The organism is Ensifer sp. 22460 (assembly GCF_052044935.1).
GTDB lineage: Bacteria > Pseudomonadota > Alphaproteobacteria > Rhizobiales > Rhizobiaceae > Ensifer.
The window spans coordinates 270,722-284,882 of sequence record NZ_JBQENZ010000001.1 but is presented as its reverse complement, the minus strand read 5'-3'; the positions used below and the strand labels follow the sequence as shown (position 1 = coordinate 284,882).

At 62.8% G+C, this 14,161-nt stretch carries 16 protein-coding genes; 9 read left to right on the top strand and 7 right to left on the bottom strand.

The window, feature by feature from the left end; all coding sequences use genetic code 11:
* Positions 1–125 precede the first annotated feature (125 nt).
* Together ACTJKM_RS01395 and ACTJKM_RS01390 are read right to left on the bottom strand one after the other, a co-directional pair.
* Positions 126–773 (bottom strand): ribonuclease HII, encoded by a 648-nt coding sequence (locus ACTJKM_RS01395; protein WP_057250811.1) that lies wholly within the window; start codon positions 771–773, stop codon positions 126–128.
* Positions 774–1,020: 247 nt separating this feature from the next.
* Positions 1,021–2,178, bottom strand: a complete 1,158-nt coding sequence (locus tag ACTJKM_RS01390) for a PA0069 family radical SAM protein (RefSeq protein ID WP_057250809.1) — start codon at positions 2,176–2,178, stop codon at positions 1,021–1,023.
* Between the two features lie 187 nt (positions 2,179–2,365).
* Here ACTJKM_RS01390 and ACTJKM_RS01385 point away from each other — a divergent pair, with 187 nt between their 5' ends.
* Positions 2,366–2,902 carry a hypothetical protein gene (locus ACTJKM_RS01385; protein WP_058320419.1) on the top strand — a complete coding sequence of 179 codons (537 nt, stop codon included), beginning with the start codon at positions 2,366–2,368 and terminating at the stop codon, positions 2,900–2,902.
* Positions 2,903–3,192: 290 nt separating this feature from the next.
* On the opposite strand, the gene moaB is transcribed toward ACTJKM_RS01385, so the two are convergent.
* The 4 genes from moaB to ACTJKM_RS01365 form a co-directional block, all read right to left on the bottom strand.
* The gene (gene moaB, locus ACTJKM_RS01380; protein WP_057250805.1) at positions 3,193–3,735 is read right to left on the bottom strand and encodes a molybdenum cofactor biosynthesis protein B; all 543 of its coding nucleotides are present in this window, start codon (positions 3,733–3,735) and stop codon (positions 3,193–3,195) included.
* A gap of 1 nt (position 3,736) precedes the next feature.
* A complete protein-coding gene (locus ACTJKM_RS01375) occupies positions 3,737–4,651 on the bottom strand; it encodes a 4-(cytidine 5'-diphospho)-2-C-methyl-D-erythritol kinase (protein ID WP_440659867.1) in 915 nt (304 codons plus the stop codon).
* Between the two features lie 7 nt (positions 4,652–4,658).
* Positions 4,659–6,500, bottom strand: a complete 1,842-nt coding sequence (locus tag ACTJKM_RS01370; RefSeq protein WP_057250800.1) for a tetratricopeptide repeat protein — start codon at positions 6,498–6,500, stop codon at positions 4,659–4,661.
* Between the two features lie 162 nt (positions 6,501–6,662).
* Positions 6,663–7,679, bottom strand: coding sequence for a polyprenyl synthetase family protein (locus ACTJKM_RS01365; RefSeq protein ID WP_058320418.1), 1,017 nt, complete (start codon positions 7,677–7,679; stop codon positions 6,663–6,665).
* A 107-nt stretch (positions 7,680–7,786) separates the two neighbouring features.
* Here ACTJKM_RS01365 and ACTJKM_RS01360 point away from each other — a divergent pair, with 107 nt between their 5' ends.
* From ACTJKM_RS01360 to ACTJKM_RS01335, 6 genes are all read left to right on the top strand, one after another.
* Entirely contained in the window at positions 7,787–8,008 is a 222-nt protein-coding gene (locus ACTJKM_RS01360) for a putative signal transducing protein (RefSeq protein WP_057250796.1), read from the top strand.
* On the top strand, positions 8,005–8,793 hold the full coding sequence (locus ACTJKM_RS01355; protein ID WP_057250794.1) for a tRNA1(Val) (adenine(37)-N6)-methyltransferase: 789 nt from the start codon (positions 8,005–8,007) through the stop codon (positions 8,791–8,793). Before ACTJKM_RS01360 ends, ACTJKM_RS01355 begins: the two co-directional genes overlap by 4 nt.
* 147 nt (positions 8,794–8,940) lie before the next feature.
* A complete protein-coding gene (locus tag ACTJKM_RS01350) occupies positions 8,941–9,807 on the top strand; it encodes a S49 family peptidase (protein WP_057250793.1) in 867 nt (288 codons plus the stop codon).
* A 131-nt stretch (positions 9,808–9,938) separates the two neighbouring features.
* Complete coding sequence (locus ACTJKM_RS01345; RefSeq protein WP_113131948.1) at positions 9,939–10,130, top strand: hypothetical protein; 192 nt, start codon at positions 9,939–9,941, stop codon at positions 10,128–10,130.
* A gap of 127 nt (positions 10,131–10,257) precedes the next feature.
* Positions 10,258–11,214: a glycine--tRNA ligase subunit alpha gene (locus ACTJKM_RS01340; protein ID WP_058320416.1), complete on the top strand. Its 957-nt coding sequence runs from the start codon at positions 10,258–10,260 to the stop codon at positions 11,212–11,214.
* Positions 11,211–11,762, top strand: coding sequence for an AAA family ATPase (locus tag ACTJKM_RS01335; RefSeq protein ID WP_440659864.1), 552 nt, complete (start codon positions 11,211–11,213; stop codon positions 11,760–11,762). Before ACTJKM_RS01340 ends, ACTJKM_RS01335 begins: the two co-directional genes overlap by 4 nt.
* Here the strand turns inward: ACTJKM_RS01335 and ACTJKM_RS01330 are convergent, their stop codons facing one another.
* Positions 11,763–11,960 (bottom strand): hypothetical protein, encoded by a 198-nt coding sequence (locus ACTJKM_RS01330; protein WP_440659862.1) that lies wholly within the window; start codon positions 11,958–11,960, stop codon positions 11,763–11,765. It abuts the gene before it with no gap.
* Between the two features lie 252 nt (positions 11,961–12,212).
* Here ACTJKM_RS01330 and ACTJKM_RS01325 point away from each other — a divergent pair, with 252 nt between their 5' ends.
* Positions 12,213–12,761, top strand: coding sequence for a LemA family protein (locus ACTJKM_RS01325; RefSeq protein ID WP_440659861.1), 549 nt, complete (start codon positions 12,213–12,215; stop codon positions 12,759–12,761).
* A gap of 86 nt (positions 12,762–12,847) precedes the next feature.
* Entirely contained in the window at positions 12,848–14,119 is a 1,272-nt protein-coding gene (locus ACTJKM_RS01320; protein WP_057250780.1) for a 3-phosphoshikimate 1-carboxyvinyltransferase, read from the top strand.
* Positions 14,120–14,161: the final 42 nt, after the last annotated feature.

Below are 14,161 nucleotides of genomic sequence, written 5' to 3'. Positions count from 1 at the left end.
TAAAACTTTACGCGCGCATATTCATCGGCGCGTGGCCCTATGGGCACGCGCTGTTGTGTCAGACAAGATTTCTTCTGCAAGCTGGCGAGCTAGAATCGGCGCTCCCAAGAACCGTTCAGCCGCCATTAATCCTGCCGCAGGGGCCGGAAGCTCATGCGGTGCAGGGCGCAGGGACCTTGCGTTTCTATGGCGCGCCGGTGGGTTACGGTCGCGTAGCCGGCATGGAGCGCGAAGCCGTAGCCGGGATGCGCGAGGTCGGCGCGAGCCATCATGCGATCGCGCGTAACCTTGGCGACGATCGAAGCGGCGGCAATCGATAGCGACCGTGCGTCGCCCTTTACGACTGCCTTGGCATGGCATGAAAGCCCGGGCGGCACGTCGCGGCCGTCGACGAGTACGAAGCGTACGGTCGAGGGAAGACCCGCCACTGCGCGTCGCATCGCCTCCAGGCTTGCCTTGCGGATATCCGTGGCATCAATCGTGCCGGCCGAGGCCGAGGCGATCGATACCTCCGATGTCGCGAGGATTTCGTCGAACAGCTTCTCGCGCGCCTGCGCGCTGAGCTTCTTGCTGTCATCGAGGCCCTCGGGAATGGCGTCGGGATTGAGAATGACCGCAGCCGCTACGACCGGTCCTGCGAGCGGACCGCGACCAGCTTCATCGGCGCCGGCGACCGGCCAGAATCCATCACCTCTTGCCGAGAGTTCAAAACTGAAATCGGGTGCTTCGATGATATCGGGAAAAAGGGGAGAATCGGACGACCTGCGAGACATAAGTCTAATTCGCATGATCGACCGATTCTCTTCAAGCCCCCAGGTCCGAGTGCGGCGGCGGACGGGGGGATGGCCGATGCCCCAGGCGGGGGCGGGGCACCGGAACTGTTTTGCGACCTTCTAGCGTTCACACCGGGTTGCCTGAGGGGCGGTAACGAAAACTCCCCCATTGCCCCCGGGCATCCTCGGTGCCTATCGCTGGCCACAAACCCGGAACAGCCATCACGCAGGCCATTCCGGAAAACCTTCAAAGAAGCGAGAGCTGCACCCCCGTTCCGAGCGGCGGCACGAACAGATCGTCGCGAAGCTGGCGGCGTGTCGGGTTGAAGCCGAGGCGCTTGGTGGCGAGATCGAAGCGGCGGCCGATCTGCCAGGCATAGGGGCCGGCGCCTTTCATGCGCTTGCCGAACTCGGCGTCATAGTCCTTGCCGCCACGCATGGAGCGGACGAGCGACATGACGTGGCGGTAGCGGTCCGGATAGTTGCGCAGAAGCCAGTCACGAAACAGCGGGCTGACTTCGAGCGGCAAGCGCAACAGCACATAGCTCGCCTCCGTCGCACCGGCCGTCCTTGCCGCTTCGAGAACCCGCTCGATCTCATGGTCGTTGAGCGCCGGGATGATCGGAGAGACGAGAACCCCGGCGGGGATGCCGGCCTCGGCAATGGCACGCATCGCCTCCAACCGCTTGGGCGGCGTTGCGGCGCGGGGCTCCATTGTCCTCGCCAGCTTGCGCTCGAGCGTGGTGACTGAAATGCCGACCCGCGCCAGTCCCTTCTCGGCCATTGGCGCGAGGATGTCGATGTCACGGGTGACCATCGCCGATTTGGTGACGATCATGACCGGGTGGTTGGCGTCCCTCAGCACTTCGAGGATCTGGCGCATGATGCGCCATTCCTTTTCGATCGGCTGATAGGGATCGGTGTTGGTGCCGATGGCGATTGGCCTGACCTTGTAATCCGGTCGCGCCAGTTCGCGCTCCAGGAGCCGCGCGGCATCCGGCTTGGCGAAGAGCTTCGCCTCGAAATCCAGACCCGCCGACAGGCCCATGAAGGCGTGTGTGGGGCGGGCGAAACAATAGATGCAGCCGTGCTCGCATCCGCGATAGGGGTTGATCGAACGGTCAAAGGAGATATCGGGAGATTCATTTCGGGTGATCACCGTCCGCGGCTTCTCGACCTGGACTTCGGTCTTGAAGGGGGGCAGATCTTCCAGGCTTTCCCAGCCGTCGTCGAAGCTTTCCCGCGCCTGCGGCTCGAAGCGGCCGGACGTGTTGAGCCCGGCGCCGCGTCCGCGGCGGCGGTCGATATCGATCCGCAAGCCTGTTGCGCTCATCATCGCTTCGGCGACATCTGCCGTATTGGCGGGCGCAAGCGCACCCTGCCTGATCTGAGACAGCTCGTTCATTGGAATCTCCCCGGAATCAGATCTTTGATCCCGTTTTGTTCTGATTATTTTCCTATCGCGAATACGAGAACAATTCAAGAACAAAAAGCGGGAGCAGTACGTTTGGAGTTTCGTGCTCCCCGGTTTGGTTTTCAGCCAAGCCAGCAGTGCATGTAGCAATTGTGAGTGTGATGCGGTAGGACGGGCTATGCTGACGATCATCATGGAAACGCGGGACAACGAAGCCGAGCTGGTGCAGACGCTGTCGGTGCTCGTCGCCGGCGCCGTGGAGGGCCTCGTCAGTGATGTGATTGTCCTCGATCACGGCTCCAAGGACGGCTCGTCGCGTGTGGCGGAAGCGGCCGGCTGCCGCTTTCACGTCGATTGGAATCTCGGCGACGTCGTGCGTTCGGCGCGCGGCGAATGGCTGATGCTGCTCGAACCCGGTGCCCGTCCGATCGGCCGGTGGATCGACGAGCTTGCCGAATACGTCTCGCTCAACAGGGCGCCCGCGCGCTTCTCCGATTCCAGAATGCACCGCAAACCGTTCTTCCGCCGCCTGATCCGGCGAAGAAAGCCGCTGGAAACGGGTTTCCTGGTGAACAAACATGATGCGCTCGCAGCGGCCGATGGCAATCGATGCCTCGGCGACATGACGAATGTCCGGGCGGTCCGCAAACTCTCGACGGAGCTCGTTCCGGCCTGGGTCGTCACCGAAAGCAAGCCGACGCCGGGACGCTCCTGACCACCGTGCACTAAAAAGGTGCCAGTCCCAGGGACGGCACCTCAAGGTGGCTCTCAAATGACCTTGTCTGGTAAATTTCTTGCCGGGCAGCATTCTGGCTGCACGTCGTATCCCCTTGTTCTCCCCGCCCGGGGATATCGGCGGGGAGGCGTCTTTGCAGCCTGAAGAGAAACGTGCGGCGTCCGATCTTCGGTGGGCTGATGATCGGACGCTAAAGGCACGAAAAATGGCTGTCAGTTCCAAAGGTAACAGACGGGCCGAAAGTGCGATGGGACGTGGAGGATCCGGGCTTAACCGCGTTTGAGGTGCTCGTCGAGCCGGGGCATGATCTCGACGAAATTGCAGGGCATGTGCCGGTAATCGAGCTGCTGCTTCAATATGCCGTCCCACGCATCGCGGCAGGCGCCGGGTGAGCCGGGCAGAACGAAAATGAAGGTGGCGTTGGCAACGCCGCCAGTTGCGCGTGACTGGATCGTCGAGGTGCCGATCTTCTCGTAGGAGATCCGATGGAAAACCTCGGAGAAGCCGTCCATGCGCTTTTCGAACAGCGGCTCCAGCGCCTCCGGCGTCACGTCCCGGCCGGTGAAGCCCGTGCCACCGGTCGTGATCACCACGTCGATCGTCGGTTCGAGCGTCCAGGCCTTCACCTGGTCGTAAATCTGCGCCCGATCGTCCGGCACGATCGCGCGCGCTTCCAGGCGATGACCTGCGTCGCGCACCCGCGCCTCCAGCGTGTCGCCCGATTTGTCGTCGGCGAGCGTGCGGGTGTCGGACACCGTGAGGACAGCAATTCCGACGGGAACGAAGGGGCGTTTTTCGTCGATGCCAGCCATTCTACTTGCCTCTTCCTATCGTGTTGCAGGCGAGAACGTACCAGCCGGGCTGCGCCTCCGAAAGAGTACGCGCTGTCGCAGCCGCACGCTCACCGTTGTCGAAAATGCCGAAGCAAGTGGCGCCTGAGCCCGACATCCGAACCAGCAGGGCCCCGGCCTCCATCAGCGACTGGCAGACGTCGCCGATGACAGGCTGCAGCTGCTGCGCCGGCGGCTGCAGATCGTTGCGCATCGTTGCCATTGCCGCCAGCCACGCGTCGAGCGTTCCCGAAGCCTGAGGCAAAACGAGCGGCGCATTGGTCTTGTTCGGGAGCGTCCGGAACACCACCGGCGTCGAAACGGCAACGAGCGGATTGACCAGTACGAGGGGCAGGGATGGAAGGTCGGCAAGCGGCGTGATGTCCTCACCGATGCCTTTCGCCACGAGAGGAATGCCGGCGAGGCACATCGGTACGTCGGCGCCGAGCGCCAATGCCATTGCATCGAGGCGGGAGGGTTCGATCGCGGCGTGCCAAAGTTGGAGAAGCCCAAGAAGCGTCGCCGCCGCGTCGGCGGAGCCGCCGCCGATGCCAGAGGCGAGGGGCAAATTCTTTTCGAGATGCAGATGAACAGGGCCGGTAGCGGCGAGGTTGCGGGACCGCAGTTCCTCACGCAGGACGTCTCGCGCCTTTAGGACCAGATTGCCGCCCTGGGCGCTGGCATCCATGGGCAGTTCTGCGGCAAAGGGCCCCGATACGGTAAAGAGGTCGGCGTCTGCCGATGCAAAGCCGATCCTGTCGCCGCGATCGGCAAAGGTGACGAGGCTTTCGAGAAGGTGGTGGCCGTCGGCCCGCTGGCCGACGACGTGGAGCGCCAGATTGATCTTTGCGGGCGCCGCGCGCGTCAGCGTGAAGCCCGCGATGCCGTCATCAATCATGGATCGATCAGGACTTCTTGTCCGGCGCCGGCGCTTCCGCTTCCGGGGTCACCTTCTTCGGCGCGGTTTCCTTGGCATCGGCGGAGGCCGGAACCTCTTCCTTCAGCGGCGGCAGGCCGTTTTCGATCTTCGCCTTGATCTTCGGGATCTCGGCTTCCTCGGGCTTCAGCTCAAGCGTCTGCGTCCATTGGAACACCGCTTCGAGCTTGCGGCCGACGCGCCAGTATGCGTCACCGAGGTGATCGTTGATCGTCGGGTCGCCGGCCATCAGTTCAGCCGCTTTTTCCAGTTCCACCACCGCATCGTCGAAGCGGTTCATGCGGAAATAGGCCCAGCCGAGCGAATCGACGATGTAGCCGTCGTCGGGCTTCAGTTCGACCGCCTTGCGGATCATCTCGAGGCCTTCGTCGAGATTGATGTTCATGTCGACCCAGGAATAGCCGAGATAGTTCAAAACCTGCGGCTGGTCCGGGTTGAGTTCCAGCGCTTTCTTGAAGCTCGGTTCGGCCTTGTCCCAAAGCTTCTGGCGCTCGTAGGCAATGCCGCGCTGGAAGAACACGGTCCAGTCGCTGCGCTTCGGCACCGGTCCGATCTGTTCGACGGCCTGGTCGTAGAGCGTGCCCATCTCCTTGTAGTCCTTGGCGTCGGAGAGCACGCTGCCATAGGCGAGATAGTTGCGGATGTTCTTCGGATCGACGTCGATCAGCGCTTTCAGGTGCTTCTTCGCTTCGTCGACTTTCCCGATGCTGGCCAGGCTCAGGCCGAGTTGCAGTTCAGAGACGCGCCGCATCGGCGAGGTCTCCGGGATAGCCTTGTAAAGCTCGATCGCCTCGTTCGGCTTCTTCAGGTTTTCGGCGATGCCGCCGAGCATCACGAGGATGTCGGCGCTGTCGGGGTCGAGCCGGCGGGCGGTCTGCAGATAGAGCGAAACGATATCCTCGGCGCCGTCGCGATTGAGCGCAGCACCAATCGAGAAGAGCACGGCCGCAGCACCCTGGCTGGCATTCTTGACCTGCTGTTCCTGCGGAACACCGTTCTCTATGTCGGTCCTCAGCGCCTGCAGCGGCGTGTAGTTGTTGACCATGTTCTCGCCGACGGCGACGGTATCGAGCGCCTTCTGCTTGTTGCCTTCGCGCGCCTCGAAACGAGCGAGCGCTTCGACCGCCCGCATGAAGGTGTCAGGCGCAGCACTTCCGCCTTCCCGATCCAGAATGGCATCGTTGAGCCTGGTCCGTGCGGTCTGCTTGTCGCCCGCGGCAACCGCGATCGCGCCTGCATGATAGTTCTTGAACACGCGGAACCAGTCGGGGCCCTCCAGGCCGTTGATCTGTGCCAGCGCTTCCTTCGGCTTGCCCTGGCCGAACTTCGCCCAGGCGGAAAGCAGGCCGTTCATCAGCCGGTCGAGATCGTTGGGGCCTTGGTAGTTGAGGAGCTTCTGCGCATTGCGATACTCGCGCTTGCGGATCGCTTCGATCGCGCGGATCACGGTGGTGATGCGCTCGACGGCCGGGTCTGACTTCAGCTGCTCGGCAATCTTGGCGCCTTCATCGAACTGGCCGGCCATCAGCAGGGTGATCATCAGCCGCTGCTTGACGTCGTTGTTGTTTGGTTCGAACTGCAGCGCGATCTTGTAGAGCTCGGTGGCGGACGCGAAGTCGCGGTCCGTATCGGCGGTACGGGCAGCGAGGAAGGCGCCGGCGAAAGTATTCACCGTCTTGATGTCAAAGGGTTCGCTTTCCTCGACAGCGGCGACCTTGTCTTCCGCGAAGGCCTGGTGGCTGCCGCTGACTGCGGCGAGAGCCAGCAGTGCTGCGCCGCTAAGGAGGCGGAGGATCGTCATTTGCCGCATGTCAAACCTTTCGTGCCGATTGCTCGGTCTTGCGCACCACTGAGGGTTGTTTCCGGAGTCAGCCACATATAGCCCAGCGCAACTCTTGAGGAACAGAATGGCTTTTTTGGCGCAATGCGGCAAGAAAATCCTGTCGGTCGTCCCGGTAGGGTTGAGGTCCCGTCAGCTTACCCGGTCGATGCAGAAGTCGATCACTTCCGTGAGCGCCGACTTCCAGGGGGACGCCGGCAGCGGTGCCAGCGCATCGCGGGCAATCGTGCCGTAGTGCTGGGCGCGCGCGATGGTGTCGCTCAAGCCGCCGTAGCGCTTGATCAGGCCGAGCGCCTTTTCGAGGTTCTGATCGCTGCTGTCGCCGCCTTCGATCGCCTCGCGCCAGAAGGCCCGGTCTTCTGCCGTTCCGCGGCGGTAGGACAGGATCACCGGAAGCGTGATCTTTCCTTCGCGGAAGTCGTCGCCGACATTCTTGCCGAGGTCGCTCGACGAGCCGCCATAGTCGAGCACGTCGTCGACGAGCTGGAAGGCGAGGCCAAGGTTCATGCCGTAGGATTTCAGCGCATTGCGGTCGGATTTGCTCGTCTGGGCGACGATCGGTCCAACTTCGGCGGCAGCGGCAAAGAGTGCCGCGGTCTTCGCGCGAATGACCTGGAGATAATCGTCCTCGGTCGTTTCCATGTTCTTGGCGACGGAAAGCTGGAGAACTTCGCCTTCGGCGATGACGGAAGCAGCCGTCGAGAGCACGTCGAGCGCGTCGAGCGAGCCGACATCGACCATCATGCGGAAGGCCTGGCCGAGCAGGAAGTCGCCGACAAGAACACTCGCCTGGTTGCCCCAGATCGTGCGCGCGGTGGACTTGCCGCGGCGAAGGTCGCTTTCGTCGACGACATCGTCGTGCAGCAGCGTCGCCGTATGCATGAATTCGACGCTGGTGGCGAGCTTGACGTGGGCGTCGCCCTCATAGCCGAACATCGAGGCGGAGGCGAGCGTCAGCATCGGGCGCAGGCGCTTGCCGCCGGAAGAAATCAGGTGGTTGGCGACTTCGGGAATCATCTGAACGTCGGAACCGGCCTTCGACAGGATGAGCTGGTTGACGCGCTCCATGTCCGGCGCTGTCAGGTCGACGAGCGGCTTAACGGACGCCTGTTTGTTTTTGCTGTCTTCCAGCGGTATCACTACGCCCACACCGGGACTCCTGTTTTCATTGTCGCTTTCGACAATAGGAAGGGGTGTCCCGTGCGGCAAGAGGCGAATTGTCCCGCTTGCTGAAATAGGACAGGAAAAACCGCCGGATGAAGGAATTGATCCGTACCAACGATGCCGTCGTGCTCTCCTTTGCCGAGAGCCTGATGAAGGATGCCGGCATCGCAAGTCTCATCGCCGATCAGGGGATGAGCATTCTGGAAGGCTCGCTCGGCCTGCTGCCCCGCCGTTTTCTGGTCGCGGACGAGGACGCGGAAGCCGCGCGGCGGATATTGATCGACGCCGGGCTCGAGGCGGAGTTGCGGTCGTGAACTCGGACCCAGTGCTGGCGGCCGCAACCGAAACCGTCGATGCCTTCCATCGCGGCAAGTTCCATGTCGTTCAGCCGCTGGGGCAGGGACATCGCTCGGGCATGGACGCGATGCTGCTGGCATCGCTCGTTTCCTCGGATCATCCCTGCCGCATCGCCGATCTTGGCGCCGGTGCGGGCGCCGCCGGCATGGCCGTCGCTTCGCGGATCGCAGCTGCGGAGGTGGTGCTGGTGGAGCGCTCACCGATCATGGCGGAGTATGCCCGTCGCAGCCTGCTGCTGGCTGAGAATGCCCGCTTTGCTTCGCGGGTCTCGGTGCTGGAGGCCGATGTCTCGCTTGCCGGCAAGGCGCGTGTCGCGGCGGGTCTGGCGGATGACAGCTTCGACCACGTGATCATGAATCCGCCCTTCAACGACGCTTCCGATCGCAAGACGCCGGACAGCCTCAAGGCTGAGGCCCATGCGATGAGCGACGGGCTCTTCGAGGTCTGGGTGAAGACGGCTGGCGCGATCATGAAGCCGGGCGGGCAACTGTCGTTGATTGCCCGGCCGGAATCGATCGCCGAGATCATCGCCGCCTGCGGCCGCCGCTTCGGCGGCATCGAGATCACGGCGCTGCATCCGCGCGTCGGCGAAAACGCCGTGCGCATCCTGGTGACGGCGATCAAGCAGAGCCGCAAGCGGCTGGTGTTGCGCGCGCCACTCGTCATGCATGAGGAGGGGCATCGCTTCGCTGATCATGTCGACGATCTCAACAACGGTCGTGCCGCCTATCGCCGCCGCTGATTTACCGTATGCGGCATTGCGTTTGTCGTGGCAGTGCATACATGCCATGGATGGGCCAATACATTTGGCCATCGGAGCGGCATGAGGAAAGGTGCCATGCCGTTTTCCTCACGCTGCTCCAAAGCGATCCAGTAGGCAGGAGTTGAAATGAAGGCGTTCCTGAGACGGTTGTTGCCGAGGCGATTTCGCAGGGAAGGCGTGACGATCCCCGTTGTCCGGCTTCACGGTGCGATCATGGCTGGCGGCGGGCAATTCCGGCCGGCGCTCAACCTGGCAACGGCGGCACCGCTTCTGGAAAAGGCCTTTGCAATCAAGGAAGCGCCTGCGGTTACGATCTCCGTCAATTCGCCCGGCGGCTCCCCGGTGCAGTCGCGCCTGATCTATCAGCGTATCCGGGACCTCGCCCAGGAGAAGAAGAAGCGCGTCCTGATCTTCGTCGAGGACGTTGCAGCGTCCGGCGGCTACATGATCGCACTCGCCGGCGATGAGATCATCGCCGATCCGACCTCGATTGTCGGCTCGATCGGCGTCGTTTCCGGCGGTTTCGGCTTTCCGGAGCTGCTGAAGAAGATCGGCGTCGAACGACGCGTCTATACCGCCGGCGAAAACAAGGTGATGCTCGACCCGTTCCAGCCGGAAAAGGAGCAGGACATCGCGTTTCTGAAGAACCTGCAGCTCGACATCCATGATACCTTCATCCAGATGGTGAAGGCGCGTCGCGGACAGATGCTCGCCGATGATCCGGATATCTTCTCCGGCCTTTTCTGGACTGGCCGGCGCGGGCTGGAGCTGGGGCTAATCGACGGTCTTGGCGATCTGCGCGGCGAGGTGAAGAAGCGTTACGGCGACAAGGCGCGGCTAGAACTCATCCAGCCGGTGCGCAGCCTTTTCGGCCGACGGCAGACCGGCACGGCCGTTGCCGGCGCCCTTGTCGAGCCCTTGGCGGCGTCGGCGGCAGCGGGTCTTGCCGAAGCAATCGAGGAAAGGGCATTGTGGGCGCGGTTCGGGCTTTGAGCCCAAGCAATTCCAGCGAAATTGTAAGACGGTTTCGCACCCGGAATCGCGTAGAAACAATGAGATAGGGCGTTCACCGGCTCCTTTGATCGGAAACGCCCTAGCCCGCGCGCCATGGCCTTGGAGGAAAAATGCCGCAACTCATCCTGCTCCTGATCGCAGGTTTCATCTTCTGGCTCGGTTATCGCAAGTTCGTGGCCGACGCGCAGAAATTGACGCGCCAGCGTGAACAGACCCGCCGCGAGGAGCGGACCGGGGCGCAGGGCACGCTGGTCCAGGATCCGGAGACCGGTGAGTACAGGCTGAAACGCGACGACGAGTAGCGAGATCAAAGGGCGCGGAGGCTCCGGCGCGTCTAATTGGCGGGCCGGCGCTGTAGTTGCTTGACCCTTCTCATCAGGCGTGGCACCTGTCCGGCTCAATTTTTATGAAGAAATCCGGACGCGATCCATGACCACTCTGCCCGATCATATGAACCCGAAGCGCTCGTTTCAGGCCCTGATCCTGACTTTGCACAACTACTGGGCCGACAAGGGTTGCGCCGTCCTGCAGCCCTACGACATGGAAGTGGGCGCCGGTACCTTCCATCCGGCAACGACCCTGCGCGCGCTTGGTCCGCGCCCCTGGCGTGCCGCCTATGTGCAGCCGTCGCGTCGCCCGACCGACGGCCGCTACGGCGAAAACCCGAACCGCCTGCAGCACTACTATCAGTACCAGGTGCTCCTGAAGCCGAACCCGTCCAACCTGCAGGAGCTCTATCTCGGCTCGTTGGAGGCGATCGGCCTCGATCCGCTGCTGCACGATATCCGCTTTGTCGAGGACGACTGGGAAAGCCCGACGCTCGGCGCCTGGGGCCTCGGCTGGGAATGCTGGTGCGACGGCATGGAAGTGTCGCAGTTCACTTACTTTCAGCAGGTCTGCGGCATCGAATGCTCGCCGGTCTCCGGTGAACTGACCTACGGTCTCGAGCGCCTGGCCATGTATGTCCAGGGTGTCGACAACGTCTACGACCTGAATTTCAACGGCCGCGAAGGCGCCGAGAAGATCAGCTATGGCGACGTTTTCCTGCAGGCCGAACAGGAATATTCGCGCTACAATTTCGAATACGCCAACACCGCCATGCTGCATCAGCACTTCATCGATGCCGAAGCGGAGTGCCAGGCGTTGCTGGCGGCCGGCGCACCCGGCGATCACAGCAACAATCAGCTGCACAAATGCGTCTTCCCCGCCTATGACCAGTGCATCAAGGCGAGCCATGTCTTCAACCTGCTCGATGCCCGTGGCGTCATCTCGGTCACCGAACGCCAGAGCTACATCCTGCGCGTCCGTACGCTGGCCAAGGCCTGCGGCGAAGCCTTCCTGCTGACCGACGCTGGTGGCGCGAACTTCAACCGGGACGCGGCTTGACCACGCAACGGTCCGGCCTCGTCGTTCACATCAACGGCTGGCCCGGAACTGGCAAACTGACGATCGCGCGCCATCTGGCCGAAAGGCTGGGCGCGCGGCTTGCCGACAACCACACGCTGATCAATCCGGCCGAGGCGCTGTTTGCGCGCGGCACACCGCTCTATCGATCTCTGCGCGCGGCGATCCGTGAGAGTGTGTTGGACCATTTGGCGAGGGCGCCGGCAGAACAATTCGTCGTTTTTACCGATGCGCTCTCGGATGACGCCTCCGACACCCGCGCCTTCGAAGACTACGCCGAGCTTGCGCGCCTGCGCGGCGCCCGCTTCGTGGCGGTGGTCATCGATTGCGATGTCGAGGAAAATCTCAAGAGGCTGACACGGGCCGGGCGGTCAAAGCAAAACAAGCTGACCGATCCCGCGATCCTTTTGGACCTTAGGGCCAAACACAGATTGCTGCGGGGCAATGGTCACGCGGTAGTCGAGATCGATGTAACGACGCTTGGCGCCAATGAGGCCGCCGAGCATATCGCTGGCCGTATCCTTGCTTGATCAAACAACTTTGACGATGGCGGCGGCCTTGCTGGCCTGGTCCAGCGTGGGGTAGGCGCCGGTGTAGATCTGACCCGCATAGGTCTGTAAGGCGCGACGAACACCGACCGGCTTTTCCTCTGCGATGGACACGTTCGCATAGGCAACGAAAAGCGCCGTGAAGGCGATTGCGTTGATGAGGGGTGCGAACGTTTTCATGACCTTAGCTTCGTTTTCCAGGAGTTGCTCTCTGGATTGGAATATGGCTGAAGGTCAGCAATGCTGCCGTTCCCGCAGGAACAGGGATTGGACGCCGCACGCGAACACTGTGTTCACGAGGGGTATGCGCAATGCCTCCGTTCGCAGCGACAGTTGGGGAGGAATGCGTTTCTCCGCGCAATTGCGGTAGAAAGGCCTTTGCAGCTTGAAAGCCGGTGCTAATCTCGGCCGGGCAATTTTGGAGGGCACCCTATGATCGGTCTGGCAATCGCCGTCGTCGTGATCCTGTATCTGGTTTTCGTCTATAACGGTCTCGTCAAGGCGCGGCAGATCGCCGAGGAGGCCTGGTCCGGCATCGATGTGCAGTTGAAGCGTCGTGCCGATCTCATCCCCAACCTGATCGAAACCGTGAAGGGCTACGCGGCGCACGAGAAGTCGACGCTGGAAGAGGTGATCGCCACGCGCAACCGGGCGCAAGCGGTGCCATCAGGCGATGTCGAGGGGCGGGCTCAGGCCGAAGGCGCGCTGTCCCAAGCGCTCGGCAAGCTGTTCGCGCTTGCCGAAGCCTATCCGGATCTGAAGGCCAACGAGAATTTCGCCGAACTGCAGCGCTCACTGGAGACGATCGAGGGCGAGATCCAGATGTCGCGCCGCTATTACAACGGCGCTGCCCGCGATCTCAACGTCAAGGTCGAGAGCTTCCCGTCGAACCTGATCGCCAACACCTTCCGTTTCGTCAAAGCCGGCTATTTCGAGATCACCAACGAAGCCGATCGCGCGGTGCCGCAGGTCAAGTTCTGAGCTTTTCCCATCCGCGGTTCCGATCGCCACGAACATCCCGGCCGCGGGCTCCCGCCGCAGCTCATTCGCATCAAGAGACCTATTCGATGACCACCGATACCATGAAGAAGCTGACCATCCTGCCGACCGACCATCCGCTTCGCGGCCATGTGCGCCCGCCGGGCTCGAAGTCGATCACCAACCGCGCGCTTTTGCTGGCCGGCCTTGCGAAAGGCACGAGCCGATTGACGGGTGCCTTGAAGAGCGACGACACCCGCTACATGGCGGATGCACTCAGGGCGATGGGTGTCGAGGTCAGCGAGCCGGATGAAACCACATTCGTCGTGACCAGCACGGGCAAGCTGCTCCCGCCGGCTGCACCGCTGTTCCTCGGCAATGCCGGAACGGCGACGCGCTTCCTGACGGCGGCGGCCGCTCTCGTCGATGGCACAGTCGTCGTCGACGGCGACCAGCATATGCGCAAGCGCCCGATCAAGCCGCTGGTCGAAGCACTCGGCGCCCTCGGCGTCGAGGTTACCTCCGAGACCGGCTGCCCGCCGGTCACCGTCAAGGGCACCGGCGGCTTTCCGGCCGGCCGCGTCGTCATCGATGCCGGCCTTTCCAGCCAGTATGTCTCTGCCTTGCTGATGGCGGCTCCGGGCGCCAAGGGGCCTGTCAGCATCGAGCTTGCCGGCGACGAGATCGGCGCGCGTGGTTACATCGACCTGACGGTTGCCGCCATGCGCGCCTTCGGGGCCGAAGTCGAGCAGGTGAGCCCGTCCGTCTGGCAGGTCGCCCCGACCGGCTATCGTGCGGCGGACTATGTCATCGAGCCTGACGCGTCGGCTGCAACCTATCTCTGGGCGGCGGAAGTGCTGACCGGCGGCGCCATCGATCTCGGCGTCCCGGCAACAGCCTTCTCCCAGCCAGATGCGCGCGCTCATGCAGTGATCTCAAGCTTCCCGAACCTGCCTGCTGTCATCGACGGTTCGCAGATGCAAGACGCGATCCCGACGATTGCGGTGCTCGCCGCCTTCAACAACACGCCGGTACGCTTCGTCGGTCTCGCCAATCTGCGCGTCAAGGAATGCGACCGCGTGCGCGCGCTGTCGCTGGGCCTGACAGCGATCCGGCCGGGTCTTGCGCATGAGGAAGGCGACGACCTCATCGTCTCGTCCGACCCGGGTCTTGCCGGCCAGACCCTGCCGGCATCGATCGACACCTTTGCCGATCATCGCATCGCCATGAGCTTCGCGCTTGCCGGCCTGAAGATCCGCGGCATCACCATCGAGGACCCTGGCTGCGTCGCCAAGACCTATCCGGCCTATTGGGACGCGCTCGCATCCCTCGGCGTCGAATTCACCGGCGACCGGCCGTGATCGAGAGCGGATGAGGAAAAGTGTATGCGGTTTTCCGCCCGC

Coding starts and splice junctions, on each gene's coding strand:
- ACTJKM_RS01395 (WP_057250811.1), bottom strand. CDS start 773: ATGTCTCGCAGGTCGTCCGATTCTCCCCTTTTTCCCGATATCATCGAA.
- ACTJKM_RS01390 (WP_057250809.1), bottom strand. CDS start 2,178: ATGAACGAGCTGTCTCAGATCAGGCAGGGTGCGCTTGCGCCCGCCAAT.
- ACTJKM_RS01385 (WP_058320419.1), top strand. CDS start 2,366: ATGCTGACGATCATCATGGAAACGCGGGACAACGAAGCCGAGCTGGTG.
- moaB (WP_057250805.1), bottom strand. CDS start 3,735: ATGGCTGGCATCGACGAAAAACGCCCCTTCGTTCCCGTCGGAATTGCT.
- ACTJKM_RS01375 (WP_440659867.1), bottom strand. CDS start 4,651: ATGATTGATGACGGCATCGCGGGCTTCACGCTGACGCGCGCGGCGCCC.
- ACTJKM_RS01370 (WP_057250800.1), bottom strand. CDS start 6,500: ATGCGGCAAATGACGATCCTCCGCCTCCTTAGCGGCGCAGCACTGCTG.
- ACTJKM_RS01360 (WP_057250796.1), top strand. CDS start 7,787: ATGAAGGAATTGATCCGTACCAACGATGCCGTCGTGCTCTCCTTTGCC.
- ACTJKM_RS01350 (WP_057250793.1), top strand. CDS start 8,941: ATGAAGGCGTTCCTGAGACGGTTGTTGCCGAGGCGATTTCGCAGGGAA.
- ACTJKM_RS01345 (WP_113131948.1), top strand. CDS start 9,939: ATGCCGCAACTCATCCTGCTCCTGATCGCAGGTTTCATCTTCTGGCTC.
- ACTJKM_RS01340 (WP_058320416.1), top strand. CDS start 10,258: ATGACCACTCTGCCCGATCATATGAACCCGAAGCGCTCGTTTCAGGCC.
- ACTJKM_RS01330 (WP_440659862.1), bottom strand. CDS start 11,960: ATGAAAACGTTCGCACCCCTCATCAACGCAATCGCCTTCACGGCGCTT.
- ACTJKM_RS01325 (WP_440659861.1), top strand. CDS start 12,213: ATGATCGGTCTGGCAATCGCCGTCGTCGTGATCCTGTATCTGGTTTTC.
- ACTJKM_RS01320 (WP_057250780.1), top strand. CDS start 12,848: ATGACCACCGATACCATGAAGAAGCTGACCATCCTGCCGACCGACCAT.